General features: G+C 46.0%; 14 protein-coding genes, 1 pseudogene and 1 riboswitch. Of the genes and pseudogenes, 6 read left to right on the forward strand and 9 right to left on the reverse strand.

The window, feature by feature from the left end:
* Position 1 precedes the first annotated feature (1 nt).
* A complete protein-coding gene (locus tag QUA58_RS01165; RefSeq protein ID WP_333247531.1) occupies positions 2–721 on the reverse strand; it encodes an energy-coupling factor ABC transporter permease in 720 nt (239 codons plus the stop codon).
* A 61-nt stretch (positions 722–782) separates the two neighbouring features.
* Positions 783–929: riboswitch (cobalamin riboswitch) on the reverse strand.
* 258 nt (positions 930–1,187) lie between these two features.
* On the opposite strand from QUA58_RS01165, the pseudogene QUA58_RS01170 reads away from it, so the two are divergent.
* From QUA58_RS01170 to QUA58_RS01180, 3 genes and pseudogenes are all read left to right on the forward strand, one after another.
* Positions 1,188–1,949, forward strand: a pseudogene (locus tag QUA58_RS01170) (Uma2 family endonuclease).
* Positions 1,949–2,188 (forward strand): hypothetical protein, encoded by a 240-nt coding sequence (locus QUA58_RS01175; protein ID WP_333247326.1) that lies wholly within the window; start codon positions 1,949–1,951, stop codon positions 2,186–2,188. Before QUA58_RS01170 ends, QUA58_RS01175 begins: the two are co-directional and overlap by 1 nt.
* A 9-nt stretch (positions 2,189–2,197) precedes the next feature.
* Positions 2,198–3,772, forward strand: a complete 1,575-nt coding sequence (locus tag QUA58_RS01180) for an FAD-dependent oxidoreductase (protein ID WP_333309448.1) — start codon at positions 2,198–2,200, stop codon at positions 3,770–3,772.
* Between the two features lie 409 nt (positions 3,773–4,181).
* Here QUA58_RS01180 and QUA58_RS01185 read toward each other — a convergent pair whose 3' ends face one another.
* From QUA58_RS01185 to QUA58_RS01195, 3 genes are read right to left on the reverse strand one after another with little or no spacing between them, the layout of a single operon-like run.
* The gene (locus tag QUA58_RS01185; RefSeq protein WP_333247330.1) at positions 4,182–4,514 is read right to left on the reverse strand and encodes a DUF2834 domain-containing protein; all 333 of its coding nucleotides are present in this window, start codon (positions 4,512–4,514) and stop codon (positions 4,182–4,184) included.
* A gap of 57 nt (positions 4,515–4,571) precedes the next feature.
* Positions 4,572–6,704: a pentapeptide repeat-containing protein gene (locus QUA58_RS01190; RefSeq protein WP_333392715.1), complete on the reverse strand. Its 2,133-nt coding sequence runs from the start codon at positions 6,702–6,704 to the stop codon at positions 4,572–4,574.
* A gap of 18 nt (positions 6,705–6,722) precedes the next feature.
* Entirely contained in the window at positions 6,723–7,046 is a 324-nt protein-coding gene (locus QUA58_RS01195) for a hypothetical protein (protein ID WP_333247332.1), read from the reverse strand.
* Positions 7,047–7,143: 97 nt separating this feature from the next.
* Here QUA58_RS01195 and QUA58_RS01200 point away from each other — a divergent pair, with 97 nt between their 5' ends.
* Complete coding sequence (locus QUA58_RS01200; RefSeq protein ID WP_333247334.1) at positions 7,144–7,593, forward strand: hypothetical protein; 450 nt, start codon at positions 7,144–7,146, stop codon at positions 7,591–7,593.
* A gap of 102 nt (positions 7,594–7,695) precedes the next feature.
* Here the strand turns inward: QUA58_RS01200 and QUA58_RS01205 are convergent, their stop codons facing one another.
* The 4 genes from QUA58_RS01205 to folK all read right to left on the reverse strand — a co-directional run bounded on the left by QUA58_RS01205 (position 7,696) and on the right by folK (position 11,502).
* Positions 7,696–8,343 (reverse strand): Uma2 family endonuclease, encoded by a 648-nt coding sequence (locus tag QUA58_RS01205; protein WP_333392716.1) that lies wholly within the window; start codon positions 8,341–8,343, stop codon positions 7,696–7,698.
* 239 nt (positions 8,344–8,582) lie between these two features.
* Positions 8,583–10,034, reverse strand: a complete 1,452-nt coding sequence (locus tag QUA58_RS01210) for an FAD-binding domain-containing protein (protein WP_333392718.1) — start codon at positions 10,032–10,034, stop codon at positions 8,583–8,585.
* A gap of 141 nt (positions 10,035–10,175) precedes the next feature.
* A complete protein-coding gene (locus QUA58_RS01215; RefSeq protein ID WP_333247532.1) occupies positions 10,176–10,724 on the reverse strand; it encodes an NUDIX hydrolase in 549 nt (182 codons plus the stop codon).
* A gap of 289 nt (positions 10,725–11,013) precedes the next feature.
* On the reverse strand, positions 11,014–11,502 hold the full coding sequence (gene folK / locus QUA58_RS01220; protein ID WP_333247339.1) for a 2-amino-4-hydroxy-6-hydroxymethyldihydropteridine diphosphokinase: 489 nt from the start codon (positions 11,500–11,502) through the stop codon (positions 11,014–11,016).
* A gap of 303 nt (positions 11,503–11,805) precedes the next feature.
* Between folK and QUA58_RS01225 the strand changes: the two genes are divergently transcribed.
* Together QUA58_RS01225 and QUA58_RS01230 are read left to right on the forward strand one after the other, a co-directional pair.
* Entirely contained in the window at positions 11,806–12,273 is a 468-nt protein-coding gene (locus tag QUA58_RS01225; protein WP_333247341.1) for a hypothetical protein, read from the forward strand.
* A gap of 188 nt (positions 12,274–12,461) precedes the next feature.
* Positions 12,462–14,813, forward strand: coding sequence for a PhoX family phosphatase (locus QUA58_RS01230; RefSeq protein WP_333392720.1), 2,352 nt, complete (start codon positions 12,462–12,464; stop codon positions 14,811–14,813).
* 336 nt (positions 14,814–15,149) lie between these two features.
* Here QUA58_RS01230 and QUA58_RS01235 read toward each other — a convergent pair whose 3' ends face one another.
* Positions 15,150–15,713, reverse strand: a complete 564-nt coding sequence (locus QUA58_RS01235) for a Uma2 family endonuclease (protein WP_333247344.1) — start codon at positions 15,711–15,713, stop codon at positions 15,150–15,152.
* Between the last annotated feature and the right edge of the window lie 503 nt (positions 15,714–16,216).

Below are 16,216 nucleotides of genomic sequence, written 5' to 3' on the forward strand. Positions count from 1 at the left end.
TTTATGACTCCTGTCTCAATAAATTCAAAGTTTCCAACTCCGGCTTCCCGTAGGAATGCAGCCAATTCCAAACCAATAAAGTCAGCAATCCCTCACTAATAGCCAGAGGAACTTGAGTAATTGCAAAGATGCTAGCAAACTTGATAAACGAAGCTACAAAACCGCCGCTTGCTGCGGGGAAAGCTAACGCTAATTGAATGGAAGTCACCACATAAGTCAGCAAATCCGCCAAAGCCGCAGCACAAAAAATTGCCGCCCGCTGCTTGCCAGTTCGCATCAGCAAATGATAGATAAAATATGCAGCAAACGGCCCGACAATCGCCATCGAAAACATATTTGCTCCCAGGGTTGTCAAGCCGCCGTGGGCTAACAAAATTGCTTGAAAAAGCAGCACTAAAGCGCCGAGTACAGCCATCACCGAAGGGCCGAACAAAATCGCACCCAAACCAGTACCCGTCGGGTGAGAACAACTCCCCGTTACCGAAGGAATTTTCAAAGCAGAAAGCACAAAAGTAAATGCGCCTGCTAAAGCTAACAGTAATTTAAGTTCCGGGTGTTCTTTGGTAATGCGGGCGATCGATCGCAAACCGACTATAAAAAAAGGTAACGCCACTATCCACCAAAACGCCGCCCATTGCACCGGCAAAAAACCTTCCGAAATGTGCATAGCTGCGGCAGGCGTTGCCGATGCTAGGACAATATAACAACTCAAGCCAGCCATCAATCCCAGGCTGACTAATTTCCGATTTCTGGCCTTCACGCTGAACCTCGCAGATGAGACTATGTAAACAAACACATCGGCGGGCATCCTGACTCAGAAAGCGACATCGCTTTCATTACAGTTGCGGGACAGCGCCGGACTTGCACCGAACTTTCCCCCTTTCCTCTAATGGCTGCTCCCCATTAGAACCGAATGATTAGCTTAGTATAGTCGATCGCGCCAGTCCGATCCCAAATTTCACAAAAATTATTCAACTTCAGTAAATTAAAATTACCTATCATCGTTCTATTCTCTTTTCTTCTCTGCTTCTCCTTCGCGTCCTAGCGCTGACGCGCGACTTCGCCTAAAGCGTCTTCGCGGTTCGTTCAATAAATAATATTTACCAATTACCAATTACCCATTACCAGGTAAATATCACCAAACAGAGAAAGGCTATAATCTTAAGTAAGTTTTGAGGAAAGCCGCAATGTTAAAGTACAACTTGCCGAGGAACTTGCCCTCAGCCGACGAACTACCAGATTCGGATGAAACGCCTGTGGATAACGAACTGCAATAACTAATACCGGGGTTGTTAAAAGCAACCTTGCTGATACTTTGGGCAGAACGCATGGACTGGTTTTTTGGCATAGATATGGGTATCTATTATCACCCAGATAAACCTGCCATTGTCCCAGATGCTTTCTTAAGTTTAGGAGTAGAACGGTTTTACGACGAAGAATTGCGTCCCAGTTACGTGCTGTGGGATGAAAATGTCATGCCACTTTTCGTGCTAGAAGTTGTTTCCCCAACTTATCGCAAGGAATACAGCACAAAATTGGAGATTTATCAAGATTTAGGCATACTTTATTACGTCATTTATTCTTCCCGCCGCCGTCGAAAACCTCATTTGGAAGTACACAAGCTAGTCAATGGAAAGTACGAGTTACAGTCAGGAAATCCAATTTGGATGCCAGAAATAGGTTTGGGAATTGGTTGTGAAAGGGGAAACTATTCTGGGGTAGCAAGGGAGTGGTTGTATTGGTACGATGCCGATGGAAAACGCTATCTGACACCTGAAGAACAGGTAAAACAATCAGCAGAACGTATCCAACAGGAATCGCAGCGCGCCGAACAAGCATCGCAGCGCGCCCAACAGGAATCGCAGCGCGCCGATCGATTAGCTGAACGTTCCGATCGATTAGCTCAGCGATTGCGGGAGTTGGGGATTGATCCTGAGAATCTGAGCTGATGGCAGTAAAGACACAATACTTACACAGTCTTGACGCTCAGAAACCGGGTTTTTCAACGCCCGATCGATCGCCCTCAACAGAGAATTTTCGGGAACAAACCCGGTTTCTGCGTCCAGAAATATGTGAATATTTATCGCAAAAATCAGGAAAGATAGAGCTAGATTTGGGAAAAACAGAGAGTTTGACGGCAAACATTGAGATCCAGCTCGAAAACATGAAAATCAGGAGAGGTTATTAAATAATGGTCATGGATCTGCGTTATTACGATGTCATCTGTTTTGGTGATGAAGTTCCAGGAGTTCTAGCTGTTATCTCGGCCGCCAGAGAATATCGTCGCCGGACAAAGCGTTATCCGCGAGTTCTGCTGATGTCTAAAGGAAGCTTGCAAGAAGGAATTGGCGGGCATTTGGTAAGAGGCGGCCTTGCTTATTTAGATAGAAGTCAGATTAGTCAAGAACTTAAACAATCTTTAAATTTAGATACCTTTGGTTCACCGCCGGCAATCTATAAAGAATTCCTGCAAAAATCCGGTGTTACGACAATTGCACTTGATTCCGGCAAAGCCAGTGCAGCCCTGAAAGAAATGCTGTTACAAGCTGGAGTCGATATCCTCAGCAAAGTAGAAATTCAATCAGTCAATAAAGAAGGTCAAAAAATTGCCAGTATAACCACATCAAAAGGCACAGTTTATGCCGGCAAGCAATTTATTGATGCCACTGTCAATGCCGAATTAGCTCAAGCTGCCGGCGTGAGAAAGTTGCAGGGATTTGAAACATTCGGTCTGCCTAACTCAGAACTTCCAGTCACCCTCGTTTTTGAAACTCAAGGACTCAGTGCAAGAGCACTGAAAGAATTCGATTACATTTATCTAAACCGCTTCACAAACCTTGCCGATTCAGAGGCTCAAAATTTTTTGCTGCACGCTGCCGGCAAGGATGCCCAACTAGCAGAAAAACTACGCCTGGAAATGATCGACACTAGAGGCAATCTCAAAACTCTGTGGGCGGGAAGCGATTACATGGATGTTCGATCGCCGACTCTGTCTGTAGCTTACCACTCCTTTAGAGGAAGAAAGCTATCTTTTCCTGAAACTGGCATGATTTTAGATCTGGGAAATATAGCAATACTTCCAAATGAAAGACTTTCGTGGAATGCGCTTTTATTTGCCGTCACCGCCAGCGAAGCGGAAGCCTTAGCCAGAAGCGGGAGCAAACCCACGGCTAATATGCAAAAAGAGATATTATTTCTTGCAGCTTGGCTGAGGAGTTTGGGGGCTACTTCTGTTACTTCTGCCTCAGAACTTTATATCAGACACGCCGGCAATGTGACGGGAGTTGTAGAACCTTTAACTGGCACACAAATGCTGTTAGGTGGCGTACCAGCTAATGAGGCACTAGGAACATTTAGCTATTATTTTGATCTACGTGGAGGCATCGAGGGTATTGAGAAAAAAGCAAACAGTCTAGGATGGTTTGAAACTATTGCTTTTACAAAGCCTACCTTCAATATTGGCATCCGCCACGCATTAATTAAAAACGTTCCTAACCTGGCAGTGGTCAGTCCGTGTTCGGGATTTGAAGGGTTGGCTTGTTCTGCAGGCAGAATTGTTGAATTCAACGCTGCAGTTGGTCAAGGTGTCGGTATCGCTGCGATTAATGCCATTCTAAATAACAAAAATCTAGCTGATGTATCTAACCCAGAAGTGAGACAAGTTCTCGCTGAAACAGGTCAGTTACCTAAAATTTTTGGAGTGGCAAATAATGCTGATGGAATGCTATTGGCGCAATTCGAGAATCTTGTCACTTTGGATGCTATTGCGTAATATAAATTCCGGTTGCAGTCCTCATGATTGTTGACTGTTGACTGTTGACTGTTGACTAAAATTATGCTTTCGGGACAACGGACTGTTTGAACCTTTGAAAAATACCGATACAACCGGAAACGATATAATAGCAATTTCAATAAACAATGCAGTAGTAAATTGGGCAGGCGGAACGAAAATAAAGCCAAAAGTTTTTAGCAAAAAATGACTGAAATTGCTATTAGTATTGTGCTACCACGAACGACAACAATCACGTTGGTTTGTAGTGAGGACTTTAATCCTCATAAAATTATGAGCACTTCCGTCGTCACTACAAACCTATAAGGGTGATTTTACCGAAAATTATATAATACTCGATCGCCTGCACCGAATTATTGTGCTGCGCGGCACTAACCGGTTAAACAAATTTTCAACTTGAGACTTCACTTGATGTTTCTAGCTTGGTTTCCCGCACAAACAAGAAAAGCGGGAAAGCACATGAAAACGAAACAAGCAAACCCAGAATTATGTACAGCCCTACAAAACTTATATCCAATCGTTTCGACTCAGCGTACATCCAAGTGCTTCCTGCTACAGTTGCGATCAACAAATCTAAACTTACCGATTTCGCAGCAAGATTAGCCGAACTCTCGTTTACAAAGTCGAGCAAGCCAGCATTGCTAAAAAACTGCAAGTTATAGTACCAAGGCAGCACAAGCCCCAGAATTGCTAGGATGAGATAAATGATTCGCTTAACGCTCATAATTACCCTACCTGTTCTTTGATCAACTGTATTACCCTACTCGCTAACAACCAATCCTTACTTCTTCTGCGGGCACTTCGGATGAATCCCCCCCTGCAAACAAATGTAAGCAATTTGACTTTTATCTAAATTCTTAGCCTCTGCAAAATCAACTCCTAGGAATCGACCGGATTTACTACCAGTCGGATTTTGAATAAATTGATCCGAAGCTGTTTTCCCCAGAAACACAGCGCCTTTAAAATTCGCTCCCGCTAAATTCGCGCCCCTAAAATCAACCGAACTCACCTCCGCATTACGAAAATTCGCATCTTGCAACCGAGCATCTTTGAAATTCACGTTGGCGAGTTTAGTCGAAGTCAAATCGGCATTTTGTAAGTTAGCGCCGCTCAAATCAGCACCGGACAAATCAGCACCTTGCCATTCCGATTTAGACAAATTTGTCAAGGACAACTGAGCGCCTTGAGCCTTCACTTTGCCCAAACGCGCACCTGACAAATCTGCTCGCGACAAATTCGCGCTTCCTATATCTGCTCCGGTAAAACTTGCATTTTTTAACAGTGCTTCCTGCAAATTCGCTCCAATTAAAATAGCACTGCTGAAATTAGCTGAATTCAAATTGCCGTTTGACAAATTAGCTTTGTTCATGACAGCGCGCACAAAAGTAGTGCGGTTCATTACAGCACTGTTCAAAGACGCCCCGACCAAATTTACTCCTTCCAAATTAGCGCCGCTCAAGTCAGAAATCCAATCGTCAAATGTACCCGGACGCCTGTCTTCGCCGGTGCCGTAAAAGCGAGTTCCCTGCAAGCTGGCATTGGTTAAATTGGCGTTTCTCAGCTTAATTCCCGATAAGTCAACTTTGTTTAATACTAAAGTAAACTGAGACGGGCCGGCAGGACTTTGAGCTAAATCCGTGCGGCTCAGATCCGCGCCGTTGAGTTGGCTGCTATACACTGTGAGAATTTTGCCGATCGCCCTTTGTACTGTTCGCTGGCGGGCGGCCGCTAACTCGCGTTCCGGGGCCTTGCCGCCAAAGCGCAGGGAATCGAGGTCGTTGCTGAGGGCTTGATTCAACCGCTGCAACTCAGGCAAAGCTTTCGGCCCGCTACTGACTAAAGCTTGCTGGATCGCGTCCAACATCGGGCGGTTGTCTTCTTGAGCTAGCAAATCCGCTAGCAGCGGTACGGCGCGGGAGTCTTCCACGGCGCCCAAAGCCAAAATTGCCGATCGCCTGCCCGATGCCCCGCTAGCCGATGTGGGAGACAATTTGCTAACTAAAGCTACAAATAATTCGTCGTTCCGCTGCCGCGAATCCCGCATATTTGCTTGACTTTGAGTGTAGATGAGAGTGCCAACAAACAAAGTTAAAATCAATCCCGCGCTGCCGATGGTAACTATCACTAAAGTTGTGCCTGGGTGTTGGCGCATCCAATTCCACAAACTGGCATTTGCTTTCAGGCCGCTTTGTGGAGTCACTACCAAAGCCGCAATTTGCGCGTCTTCCTCAGTCCAATCTTGACTCTTGACAGGATTGGCAGACAGTTGATTCGATCGAGCATTGACCACCAAAGTATTCGCGAGGCGATCGTGTCCTGATTGGCGTTTGTAGCGCAATGCCAAAGCGCCGTCTGCGAGCACTGCCAAGCCGCTCAGCCCCCCTAAAATCAGCAAATCTGGAAACGCACCAGATAAGCGCCAAATGCCGTAAGCGACGCCTAGAGGCACTCCCCAGCGCCCTAAACTTTCGCGAATTAGCACTTGCCCAAAACCCGGAGGAGTGCCCGACGCTGTGACAACTTTGACGCCAAACCACCGTTTGGGGATAGTTTGACCGGTTCTGGCGAGCAAAAACAGTTGCCACCCCGCTAAAACTGCCGGTGCCAGCAGTGCCGCTGACCAGAATAGATTAGTTAGGGGTGCGACTCTGGGGCTGCGATCGCGCACGGGTATGCCCAAAGTACGGGCGACGGTTTCGGATGCTGCTGCTACTGAGGAATTGAGCGGCACGGTTTGAGATTCCTGGTTAACCAATGCCCCAATACTGAAGGGAACGAGGGCGCTGGCCGCAATTAACGAAATTTCCACTGCCCAAGCGCCGCACCTGCGAACCAGCAGTGGCATTTGCTTGGATTGTGTTTGCCAAGACGGATCGGGTTGATTGATGCCGCTGGGCGCGGTGGGGCTAGCCATATTTAGAATTTCCTATTGTTAGTCGTTAGTGTTTGAGGAATCAGGAGAAATTGCCAATTTATACGCTATGTAGATTAGCACTCCGAGAACGGCAAGAGTCATCAGCGCTGAAATTAGCTGTACGATGCTATTGAAGACTGTCAGGACAATTATCGCTCCGACGGCAAAGGCTGCCACCTGTCCCGGTTTGGGGAGTCTTTGAAACTTGTCCAGTAATTGATTGTAGAAGGTTCCGACGGCTTGATAGCTGTCTGAATTTTGTGTGATGAGTGGCGATCGTTCTACTTTAGCTTTTAGTTCTCCGAACGCTTGCTGCCAATTGAAGTTATTTTGAGGATTCATAAAAAAATTCGGAAGTTATTTTAGATTAATGTGTTTGGAACCGCCATTATCCCCTACCGTCAAAGAACTAGAACCAAATGCCATTGTGTGAGGAAACATGAAGATCAATTATCCGGGCGAACGTGGCAAACTGTGGTTTAGCTCGATCATGACCGTAGCCTTGGCAATGATTTTAGCGGATGCCGGTGCCCTTCGGAGCCAACCGCTACAAATTGCTCCGGGATTTCCCGAACCGCTGGGAGTTTCTGGAGTTTCCGGCGGCCCGAACAATAGCGGCGACTGCGGTTTTGTGTCCCAAGCACCGAACCACGTCATTGAAGTAACGCAGGATTTGCCTTACTGGCGGATTGCAGTACAAACCGCTGGAGCTCCCAGTTTGATGATTCAGGGGCCGAGGGGGCGTTTCTGCGTCCTGCCGGCGAATGCTGCTGCGGGGAATGTAGAATTTTCCGGTTATGGGGACAAGGGGACTTATGTTATTTTTGTGGGCGATCGATCTCAAGGTCAACACCCTTACTCTCTCTCGATTTCCCAAAAGCGAAATTAAAAATACAAGGGAATTAGGAGGCTTGCTGTGAAAAAAATTGCTTTTTGGCGATCGTAAATAAGCCATTTTATGACAGCAAGTGCGGGGAATAGGGATTTCATATCAATTTTGTATTTGGTCTTTAACCCACTTCCTAAACAATCTGAGAGTTTGACTCGTGCCCGCTGTTTGACTTTCTTCGCAATATTGAGAAATAGCTTCAATAATTGGCAGATTGGGAAAAGTAGGACTAATTTTTGATTCAACATATTTCCCATCTTGAAGCACATTAATCTGAAGCTTGTTATTTTCATAGCGCCAAATTTCCGGCACTCCCAGCGCCTCGTAAGCGTCCAGTTGAGTCTTGGAAGTTAGATCTACTTCAATTGCTAAATCCGGCGGCGGATCTACTGTTAAGTCGATCCGCTTTTTGCCAATCATTAGAGCGTAATTCTGAATGTAAAAACATTCATCAGGTTCAATTCCTTGTAAGATACTTTTTCGCTTGAAAGTCGTCGAACCAAATGGTTCAAATTCGATTTCTAGTTCCTCAAACAGAATTTTCACTAAATAGCCAATAATGATTTTAGCTTTCTCGTGTTCTGGTAGTGGCATCCTAATCTCCAAAGTTCCTTGACTGTAAGCTATTCTAGAGCCACGGTGTTCTCCCAACTCTTCTAAAATTGCTTCAAATTCCTGCCAGTTGACATCATGGAACAGCACTCTATGTCCTGGGGGTACACTGATTTGCCTTAATTGCAGCGTTACCATTTCAACCTCCGATGTATTTAAGTTTATTATAACTAATGCAATCTTTTAATTAGAGGGGTACACGGCGCTCCCTCAACTTAATTTAGGAATGAGAATTAAATAACTTAGAATTTGATATTTCTTGTGGGATGGGCGTCCCGCCCGTCCAGAAAAGACGGGCGGGACGCCCATCCCACAAACTTGTGTAAATTATTTAATTTGCGATCCTTACTGGTAACTATCGCCAAAAATCGAGCTGTCTAACCTGCGTTTTTTTGCTGGTTGTACAGTTCCTTAAACTTGCGCTGCTGCTCGTTGTGATCTACGATTGGAGAGGGATAATGAAGAAGTCTGCGTTCTAAAGGCGAAATATTTCCTGTTAGCAAAAGTTTCGTATCAACGCGGCGCAATTCGGGAACCCAGTACCGAATATATTCCCCTTCCGGGTCAAATTTCTGAGCTTGACTCGCTGGATTGAATATTCGCAAAGGTTTCGGGTCCATGCCGCTCGATGCACTCCACTGCCAGCCGCCGTTGTTAGCAGAAAGGTCGCCATCTATCAATTTTTGCATGAAGTATTTTTCGCCCCACTGCCAGTTAATAATTAAATCTTTGGTGAGGAAACTGGCGACTATCATGCGGCAGCGATTGTGCATCCAACCTGTCTGATTTAACTGCCGCATTGCCGCGTCAATAACAGGATAGCCAGTTTTGCCTTTACACCAAGCTTGAAAGAGTTTTTCATCGTTCTCCCAAGGAAAGTCTTTGAATGCTTGACGGTAGGGGCCGTCTGCTAATTCTGGGAAATTATACATGGCGTGTTGGTAAAATTCCCGCCACGCTATTTCCTGTTGCCAAGTTTGGATGTTTGTAGATGCTTCTTCGCTGCGGCAAGTGTCCATTACTATCTGGGTAGCTTGCCAAACAGTGCGGATGCCTATTGCACCAAATTTTAGGGCTGCACTGAGTTGGGATGTGCCGTTAATGGCGGGGAAATTGCGCTGTTCTTGATATTGGTAAATTGCCCGATCGCAAAATTCTTCTAATTTTTGTTGCGCTGCATCTTCTCCGGGTTCTATTACTAATGGATTTTCCCAAATAAATCCCAAACTAGAGGCTGTTGGCACTGTTTCCATTGCACCTGCTTCGTTGGCGATTGCTTGTTCTTCGGCGGTTAATCCGGTCATTAATTCCAGATAAGTTATCGGCAGTGTCTCTACTGGTTGGGCTTTGGGTTTACTATTCCATTTTTTCCAAAATGGTGTATAAACTGTGTAGGGAGTCCCTGTACCGCTGCGAATTTCATCAGGGGCGTGCAGGACTTGATCCCAGAAATTTTGGACTTGAATTCCTGCTTGTTGGAGGGTGTTTGATATGGAGAGATCGCGCTGTTTTGCATAGGGTTCTACATCCCAGTTCCAAAATACTGCTTGAGCATTTATAGCTGTTGCTAATTTCGGTATTCCTAGAATCGGGTCATCTTGAATTATCAGCAATTGGCTGCCTGCTTCCCTGTAACGCGCGGAGAGTTTTTGCAAGCAGCCGATCATGTAGGTGACTCTAGCTGGCGCTACGTCATCCCGATTTAGGATATTGCGATCGAGACAAAAAATTCCGACTACTTTCGGGCTTTGCTGGCGCGCTGCTGCCAGTCCGATGTTGTCAGAAATACGCAAGTCGCGGCGGTGCCAAAATAAAATTAGATCGGACATTAGATTTTAGATTTTAGATTTTAGATTTTAGATTTTACATTCCTGGACACACGCGGTATCAAAAACCCGGTTTCTAAGTTAAGATTTATCGGTTTGATGCACGATTTTTATAAGAAACCGGGTTTTTTTAGTCAGTCCTATTTAAGTCAAAAATGGACGTGCCAAGAAAAAGCTAGAAATAGATTTTGCATCAATGGGTTCCCCAGCTAAGATAGCTTTGTCTAATTCTTCCGGGGTGAATAAAACTGTTTCAATGTCTTCATCCTCGTCTTGTGCGGGCGGCTTTTCCAGTTTTTCCAAATCTTGGGCTAAGAAAGCATAAATGATTTCGTCGGAATAACCGGGGGCGAGAAAAAATTGCCCTAAGTTCCGCCATTTTCCGGCGCGATATCCGGTTTCTTCTTCGATTTCGCGTTTGATAGTTTCGGCGGGGCTTTCATTGATTTCTACCGTACCAGCGGGAAATTCTAAAATTCGCCCTTTTGTGGCAAAGCGATATTGGCGTACCAAGACAAGTTTACCTTCGGGGGTGACGGGAACTGCAAGTGCTCCGCCGGGGTGGCGAATACATTCCCACTCGCCTTCGGAACCGTTGGGAAGACGGAGGGTGGCTACGTCAAAGTTAAATTTGCGCCCTTGGTAAAATAGGCGCTGTTTGAGGAGTTGGGGTAGTTCTTGACCGATCGACATAAGTGACAAGCGAATAATGTTAGAGTGCACCGATTTAAGACATGATATGCGATCTCATAGGATTTTAGATTTTAGATTTTAGATTTTAGATGGGGAATGACTGATAACTATCACTGTTTGCAGCTTAGGAATGAGAATTAAATAACTTCCACAAGTTTGTGGGATGGGCGTCCCGCCTGTCCAAAAAGGACGGGCGGGACGCCCATCCCACAATAACAATTAAAATTGTAAGTTATTTAATTCGCGATCCTTACCTAGGGTTGCATTTTTTGTGAATTTTGCTCAATTTTTACAGTTGCAATTTTTGCACTCCGGAACAGTCTGCGGTTTGCAGCAGTTGGAAGATCGCACTTTTCGTCACCGGATGCACCCAATCCGGGGCAATTTCTGCTAAAGGTACTAATACAAAAGCTCTTTCGGTCATCCGGGGATGAGGCAAAGTCAGTGTCGGAGTTTCTAAGATTAAATTGTCGTACAGCAGCAAATCTAGGTCGAGTGTTCTTGGCCCCCATTTTTCTCGGCGAATTCGATTAAATTTTATTTCAATTTCTAATAAAGCTGCTAGCAATTGTTCGGGTTCTAGTGCCACTTCTAGGATGGCACAGGCGTTGATGTAATCGGGTTGGGGCGGCCCGACGGGGGCGGTTTGATACCAGGTTGAATTAGATTTTACTGCTATTCCTGGGGTGTTGTTGAGGGTTACGATCGCGCTTTTGAGTGTGGCGAGGGAGTCGCCTAAGTTGCTACCGAGGGCGATCGCACATTTTGTTGATTTCATAAGGAAGAAGGTTCGGCAACGGATTGTGTAACGGATGTAGCGGATGTCAGGAAAAAGGAAGAGGGAAGAAGGAAGAAGGAAGAAGAGTAACGCGGGGGCGGGTTGATCGATATCCTTTACTACCGACAAATATTTCGAGTAAAATCCGCCCCTAAAAGCCTAATTTTTTGTGGTAAATTGAGTCTACAGGACATTTTTTTAGGGAAATGTGGTGACACAAAATATTATTTTAATCAAATATTAACTTAGTGTTAAATTTTATTAACTATCATTGACAAGTGTTAGTATTTAGTTGAGAACATAATGAATTTGTACCTACGCTTATTGTCGGCGGTTATTCTAGCCATTATCAGTTTAACAGCAAGTATATCGATAGCTTTGGCTGAAACCAAAGAGCGCTACCTTACCTTAGATTCGGACGGCAGTCAATCTTTTGCGAGTTTAGTGCAGCAGGCGGAAGATTTAGCCGCATTGTCGATCGCCCGCGAGTTTCAAGAAAATCCGGCATTAACAGAAGTTACAATCATCATTACAGCCGATCGCCGCCGACAAAGGGTTCCAGTTTTGCGATCGAGAGTATCCCGCCGCGACTGGCAAAAAGATTCGAGAATCGAACAGTGGACTAGATATTTTGCGGATGCTCAATTGCTGCTGGGATTCAGAGATGGCAATATCTCGCCCGCAAATTCTGGGTTTTCGCAAGTGATAAATGTACCTGCGCCCAGTCGATCGACATCCCGAAAAAATGATCCGGGTTTTCGAGATGATTGAAATCGGGCATCGGGCATCGGGCATCGGGCATTGGAAATTGGTAGCACACAACAAACAACCAATAACCAATTATTAACCAAAATATAATTCCAGTTTAATTAACCTTCAGGTTAACTTCCCTTAATTTAACAGTGATAAAGTTTCATACGGAATCATCTGATTAGGGATGTTGGTTTGAAAAGGAATTTATGTCTAAAATAACTCGCCGACAACTGCTAATTTTCTTCGGCAGCAGCGCAGCTACCACTGTGCTTGCCCCTCAACTAACTCAAACACTCTTCGGCATCAATTCCACCTCGGCGGAATCTGTTATAGGGCCGCTATCTTTCACTCCGTTAAGACTTCCCCACCCGCTGCCAATTTATCAAGAATTGTCCAGCTTTATGCCGACGGGCTTAAACGGACAGGGAACCGTGATGGCGGCCTCGCAGAATACTAAATTAACCAGCTACAACATTGTTGACGATGTGGTTGTGCCGCCGGAATACGAACGTTATGTGATTCTCCGCTGGGGCGATCGAGTTTTTCCCAATCCGGCAGACTATTTCGGCTACAACAACGACTACACCGCCTTCCTACCCCTTCGTGGCAGCAGTGACGACGGCTATCTCTGGGTTAACCACGAGTATGTAGGTTTTCCGATGTCGAAAGTGACGCCGGAAGCGCCGTCTGATCTGGCACCATTTCCAGCAACCGATCGCGCCGTCCTCGGTATAGACTTATCGGTAAAGAATCGCGATACCCTCGGCGAATTCCTGTACAATCTCGGCGGTTCGATCGTTCGCATCACCAAACAAGCTAACGGACGCTTTGGGGCGATCGCCGGCGACTCCCTCAACCGACGCATTCACGGACTTTCCGGCCTCGGCATCAACAGCCAGCGTGCCGACAAATACAAAGATGTCACCTCCTGGGGCACCAGACAAGGCGATAACGAGTACCTCACGGGCACGGGCCCTGCAGCTACCCAAGTCTTCGCCCAAGTCAACAGCGACGGGCTCGGCAACCGCATCATCGGCACAGCCTACAACTGTTCCGGCGGCACAACCCCTTGGGGCACAATCCTCTCCGCCGAAGAAAACTTCCAAGGTAGCGAACTATTCTTCGTGGGAGTTCAGGAAAACATCAAACCCAACGGCGGCCAAACCAGCTACGCCAAGGGCACTACTGGTGAGGAATTCGGCTTAGTGGGCGAAAAATACGGCTGGATGGTAGAAGTCGATCCTCAAGATCCGAGTTTCCGCCCCCGCAAACACACCGCTTTAGGCCGTTTCCGCCACGAAAACGTCGCGATTCGCGCAGCAGCAGGTAGCAGATTAGTAGTGTACATGGGGGACGATCGACGCGGCGGACACACCTGGAAATTTGTCAGCAACGGTAGTGTCACAAATCCCGCAGATAAAAACAACAGCCGGTTATTTGAAGACGGCGTTTTGTACGTTGCCCAATATAACCGCAACGGTACTGGAAGATGGCTGCCATTGACATTAAATTCCCAGACGAATCCGGTGCGTCCTTCTAAAGTTGGCGAGGCAGAATTAGCAACTTTTGGCAAAGCTCAAAGAGATGCAAATACTCGCTTGCCCAAACGCGCCGGAATTGCTGGGCAAACCGAGGAGGGCGGTTCTTTTGTAGTAGATACAACCAATGAAGCAACAGCACTTCTTGGTTACCAAAATAAAACTCTTGCTAATTTCTACAGCAGCCAAGGTGCGGTTTTAGTTGATGCTTTCTTAGCTGCTAATTTGATGGGTGGCACTCCGACGGCGCGGCCAGAAGATTTGGAAGTTAATCCTACTACTCAGGAAGTTTTCATTGCTTATACTGACGCCGCACCCGGAAGCGACGGTTATCCAGATTCTCGCATTTTTACTGTTGCTAAATACGGTAGCGCAGTCAACAGCACTCAGCAGTCGGGAGGACTTTACAAAATAATTGAAGACAGTCCTGATGGTGCAGGTTTGACGTTCCGCTGGCAGCGTTTGGCTCAAGGTGGAGAAGCGGGTTCGGTAGCTGGGTCGGGATTTGCTAGTGCAGACAATTTGGATTTTGACCCTCAAGGTAACATTTGGGCCGTCACTGATATGTCTACTAGCACGCATAACGGTTTTGATGTGGGTGCGGCTGGAAAGCCAACGACGATCGACCACAACAAGACTGGAAATGTGTCAGATTTTACTGGAGTTTTCGGCAACAATTGGCTGTTTTATATTCCGACTTCTGGGCCGAATGCAGGAACAGTAATTCCGTTTGCTTACGGCCCGAATCGGTGCGAAATGACGGGGCCGACTTTTGTGGGAGATACGCTGTTGCTTTCGGTGCAGCATCCGGGGGAAGATTGCCCGATCGATGATGGTACTGTACTGAGTCGGCAAATTGAAATGTTGGATTTGAACGGTGCGGTTTTTAATCAGACTCGTAGTGTTGCTCGCGGCAGTTTGTGGCCGAGTAATATTGAGAATGACAGGCGTCGTTCGCCGATGCCGTCGGTGATTGGGATTCGCCGCGTGCGATCGACTCCAACGGGTCAGTTTGTTTAAATCTCACATCTTGCACCATTCTCAAGAACAGGCTTTCCGGCCTGTTCCACAAGAAAATTCCCTCTTTGTGGAACAGGCCGGAAAGCCTGTTCATAAAAAGCTTATTGAGAATGGTGCAACATCTCAGTTTAAATTTGACTTACGCATCGGGGCCCAGAAACCTGGTTTTTACGAATCTGGAGTAAGATTAAATGAACCGCGAGGCACGCGGAGGCGAAGAAAGAGAAAGAATAAGATACTATTCTTTATTCGCGCTCTACGCGTCTTCGCGGTTCGTTCAAATAATTAAAAATATCCCTAGGATAATTAATATCAAATCCCTTAACAGCGGAATTTTTAAGAAAATTGTACTTGGCGATATAAATCGGCGATCGCAATTTCTAGATTCACCGATTCAAGTTGCAAGGAATCGCCCAAACCATACTCGGAGAGAACCCATTGCTCCTGTTGATTGCGCCGAAATATCTCTACTCCTGGCTGTTCGACTTGCACCAAGACATACTCTTGCAGTGTTGAAAATTGGCGGTATTTAGCAAATTTAATGCCGCGATCTGCTGCTTCTGTGGAAGGCGATAAAACTTCGATAATTAAGGAAGGAAATTGCACTAATTGCGGATCGTTATCATGCTCCTCACAAGTTACTACAACATCAGGATAAAAATACTTTTGTCCTGGTTCCACTTGGACTTTGACATCCGCGATGTAAGGTTCGCAAGGGCGATCGACAAGGGCATCATCTAGGATTCTGAAGAAATTTCCTGAAATTCGATTGTGATTGCGGGTGCCGCCACTCATGGCGACGACTTCGCCATCCCAATACTCGTAGCGTTCCTCTTGGGTGGGTTCCCAAGCCAGGTATTCTTCTGCACTCATCGATGGGCGATCGGGTAAAGCAACCATAATGCGATCGGGAATGAAGTATGTTTCTTTGACACTCCCCGACTATCAAGGTGCGGGGATTCTTAATTCAGCGACTAACCTTTAAGTGTTGCGTCATGAAAGGCAATACTCCGACTTTTCAACCGTAGAATCCTACCAATTAACGAGCCTGATTCGCAGCCACCAAGCGCGGGTCTGTCTCCAAAAGCGTACTAGAATATTTATCTAGAGTTTGGGTATGCCCTACCCTACTTAACAATCCTAAAAATAGTTTTTTTTGACTGGTTTAAGGCTTACTGAATTCAGCCTCTAGCTGTTTAAAGAGTTTTCGCTGCTCTCGGTCCCCCGGTTTATGCCTGAAAGTGTGTCTCATATCCTGTTTCACGATGGCAAAGGAATTTGACCTTGACTTTTATACTATACCCCAGATATCGGAACTTACCAGACTTTTTGAAAAAAGTTTTAAGAAATTAAAGCTGTCCTAGAAGGACAGGGTTTTAAACCCAAATTTTTGATAGCTTGAA

This window comes from Microcoleus sp. N9_A1, assembly GCF_036701795.1.
GTDB lineage: Bacteria > Cyanobacteriota > Cyanobacteriia > Cyanobacteriales > Microcoleaceae > Microcoleus.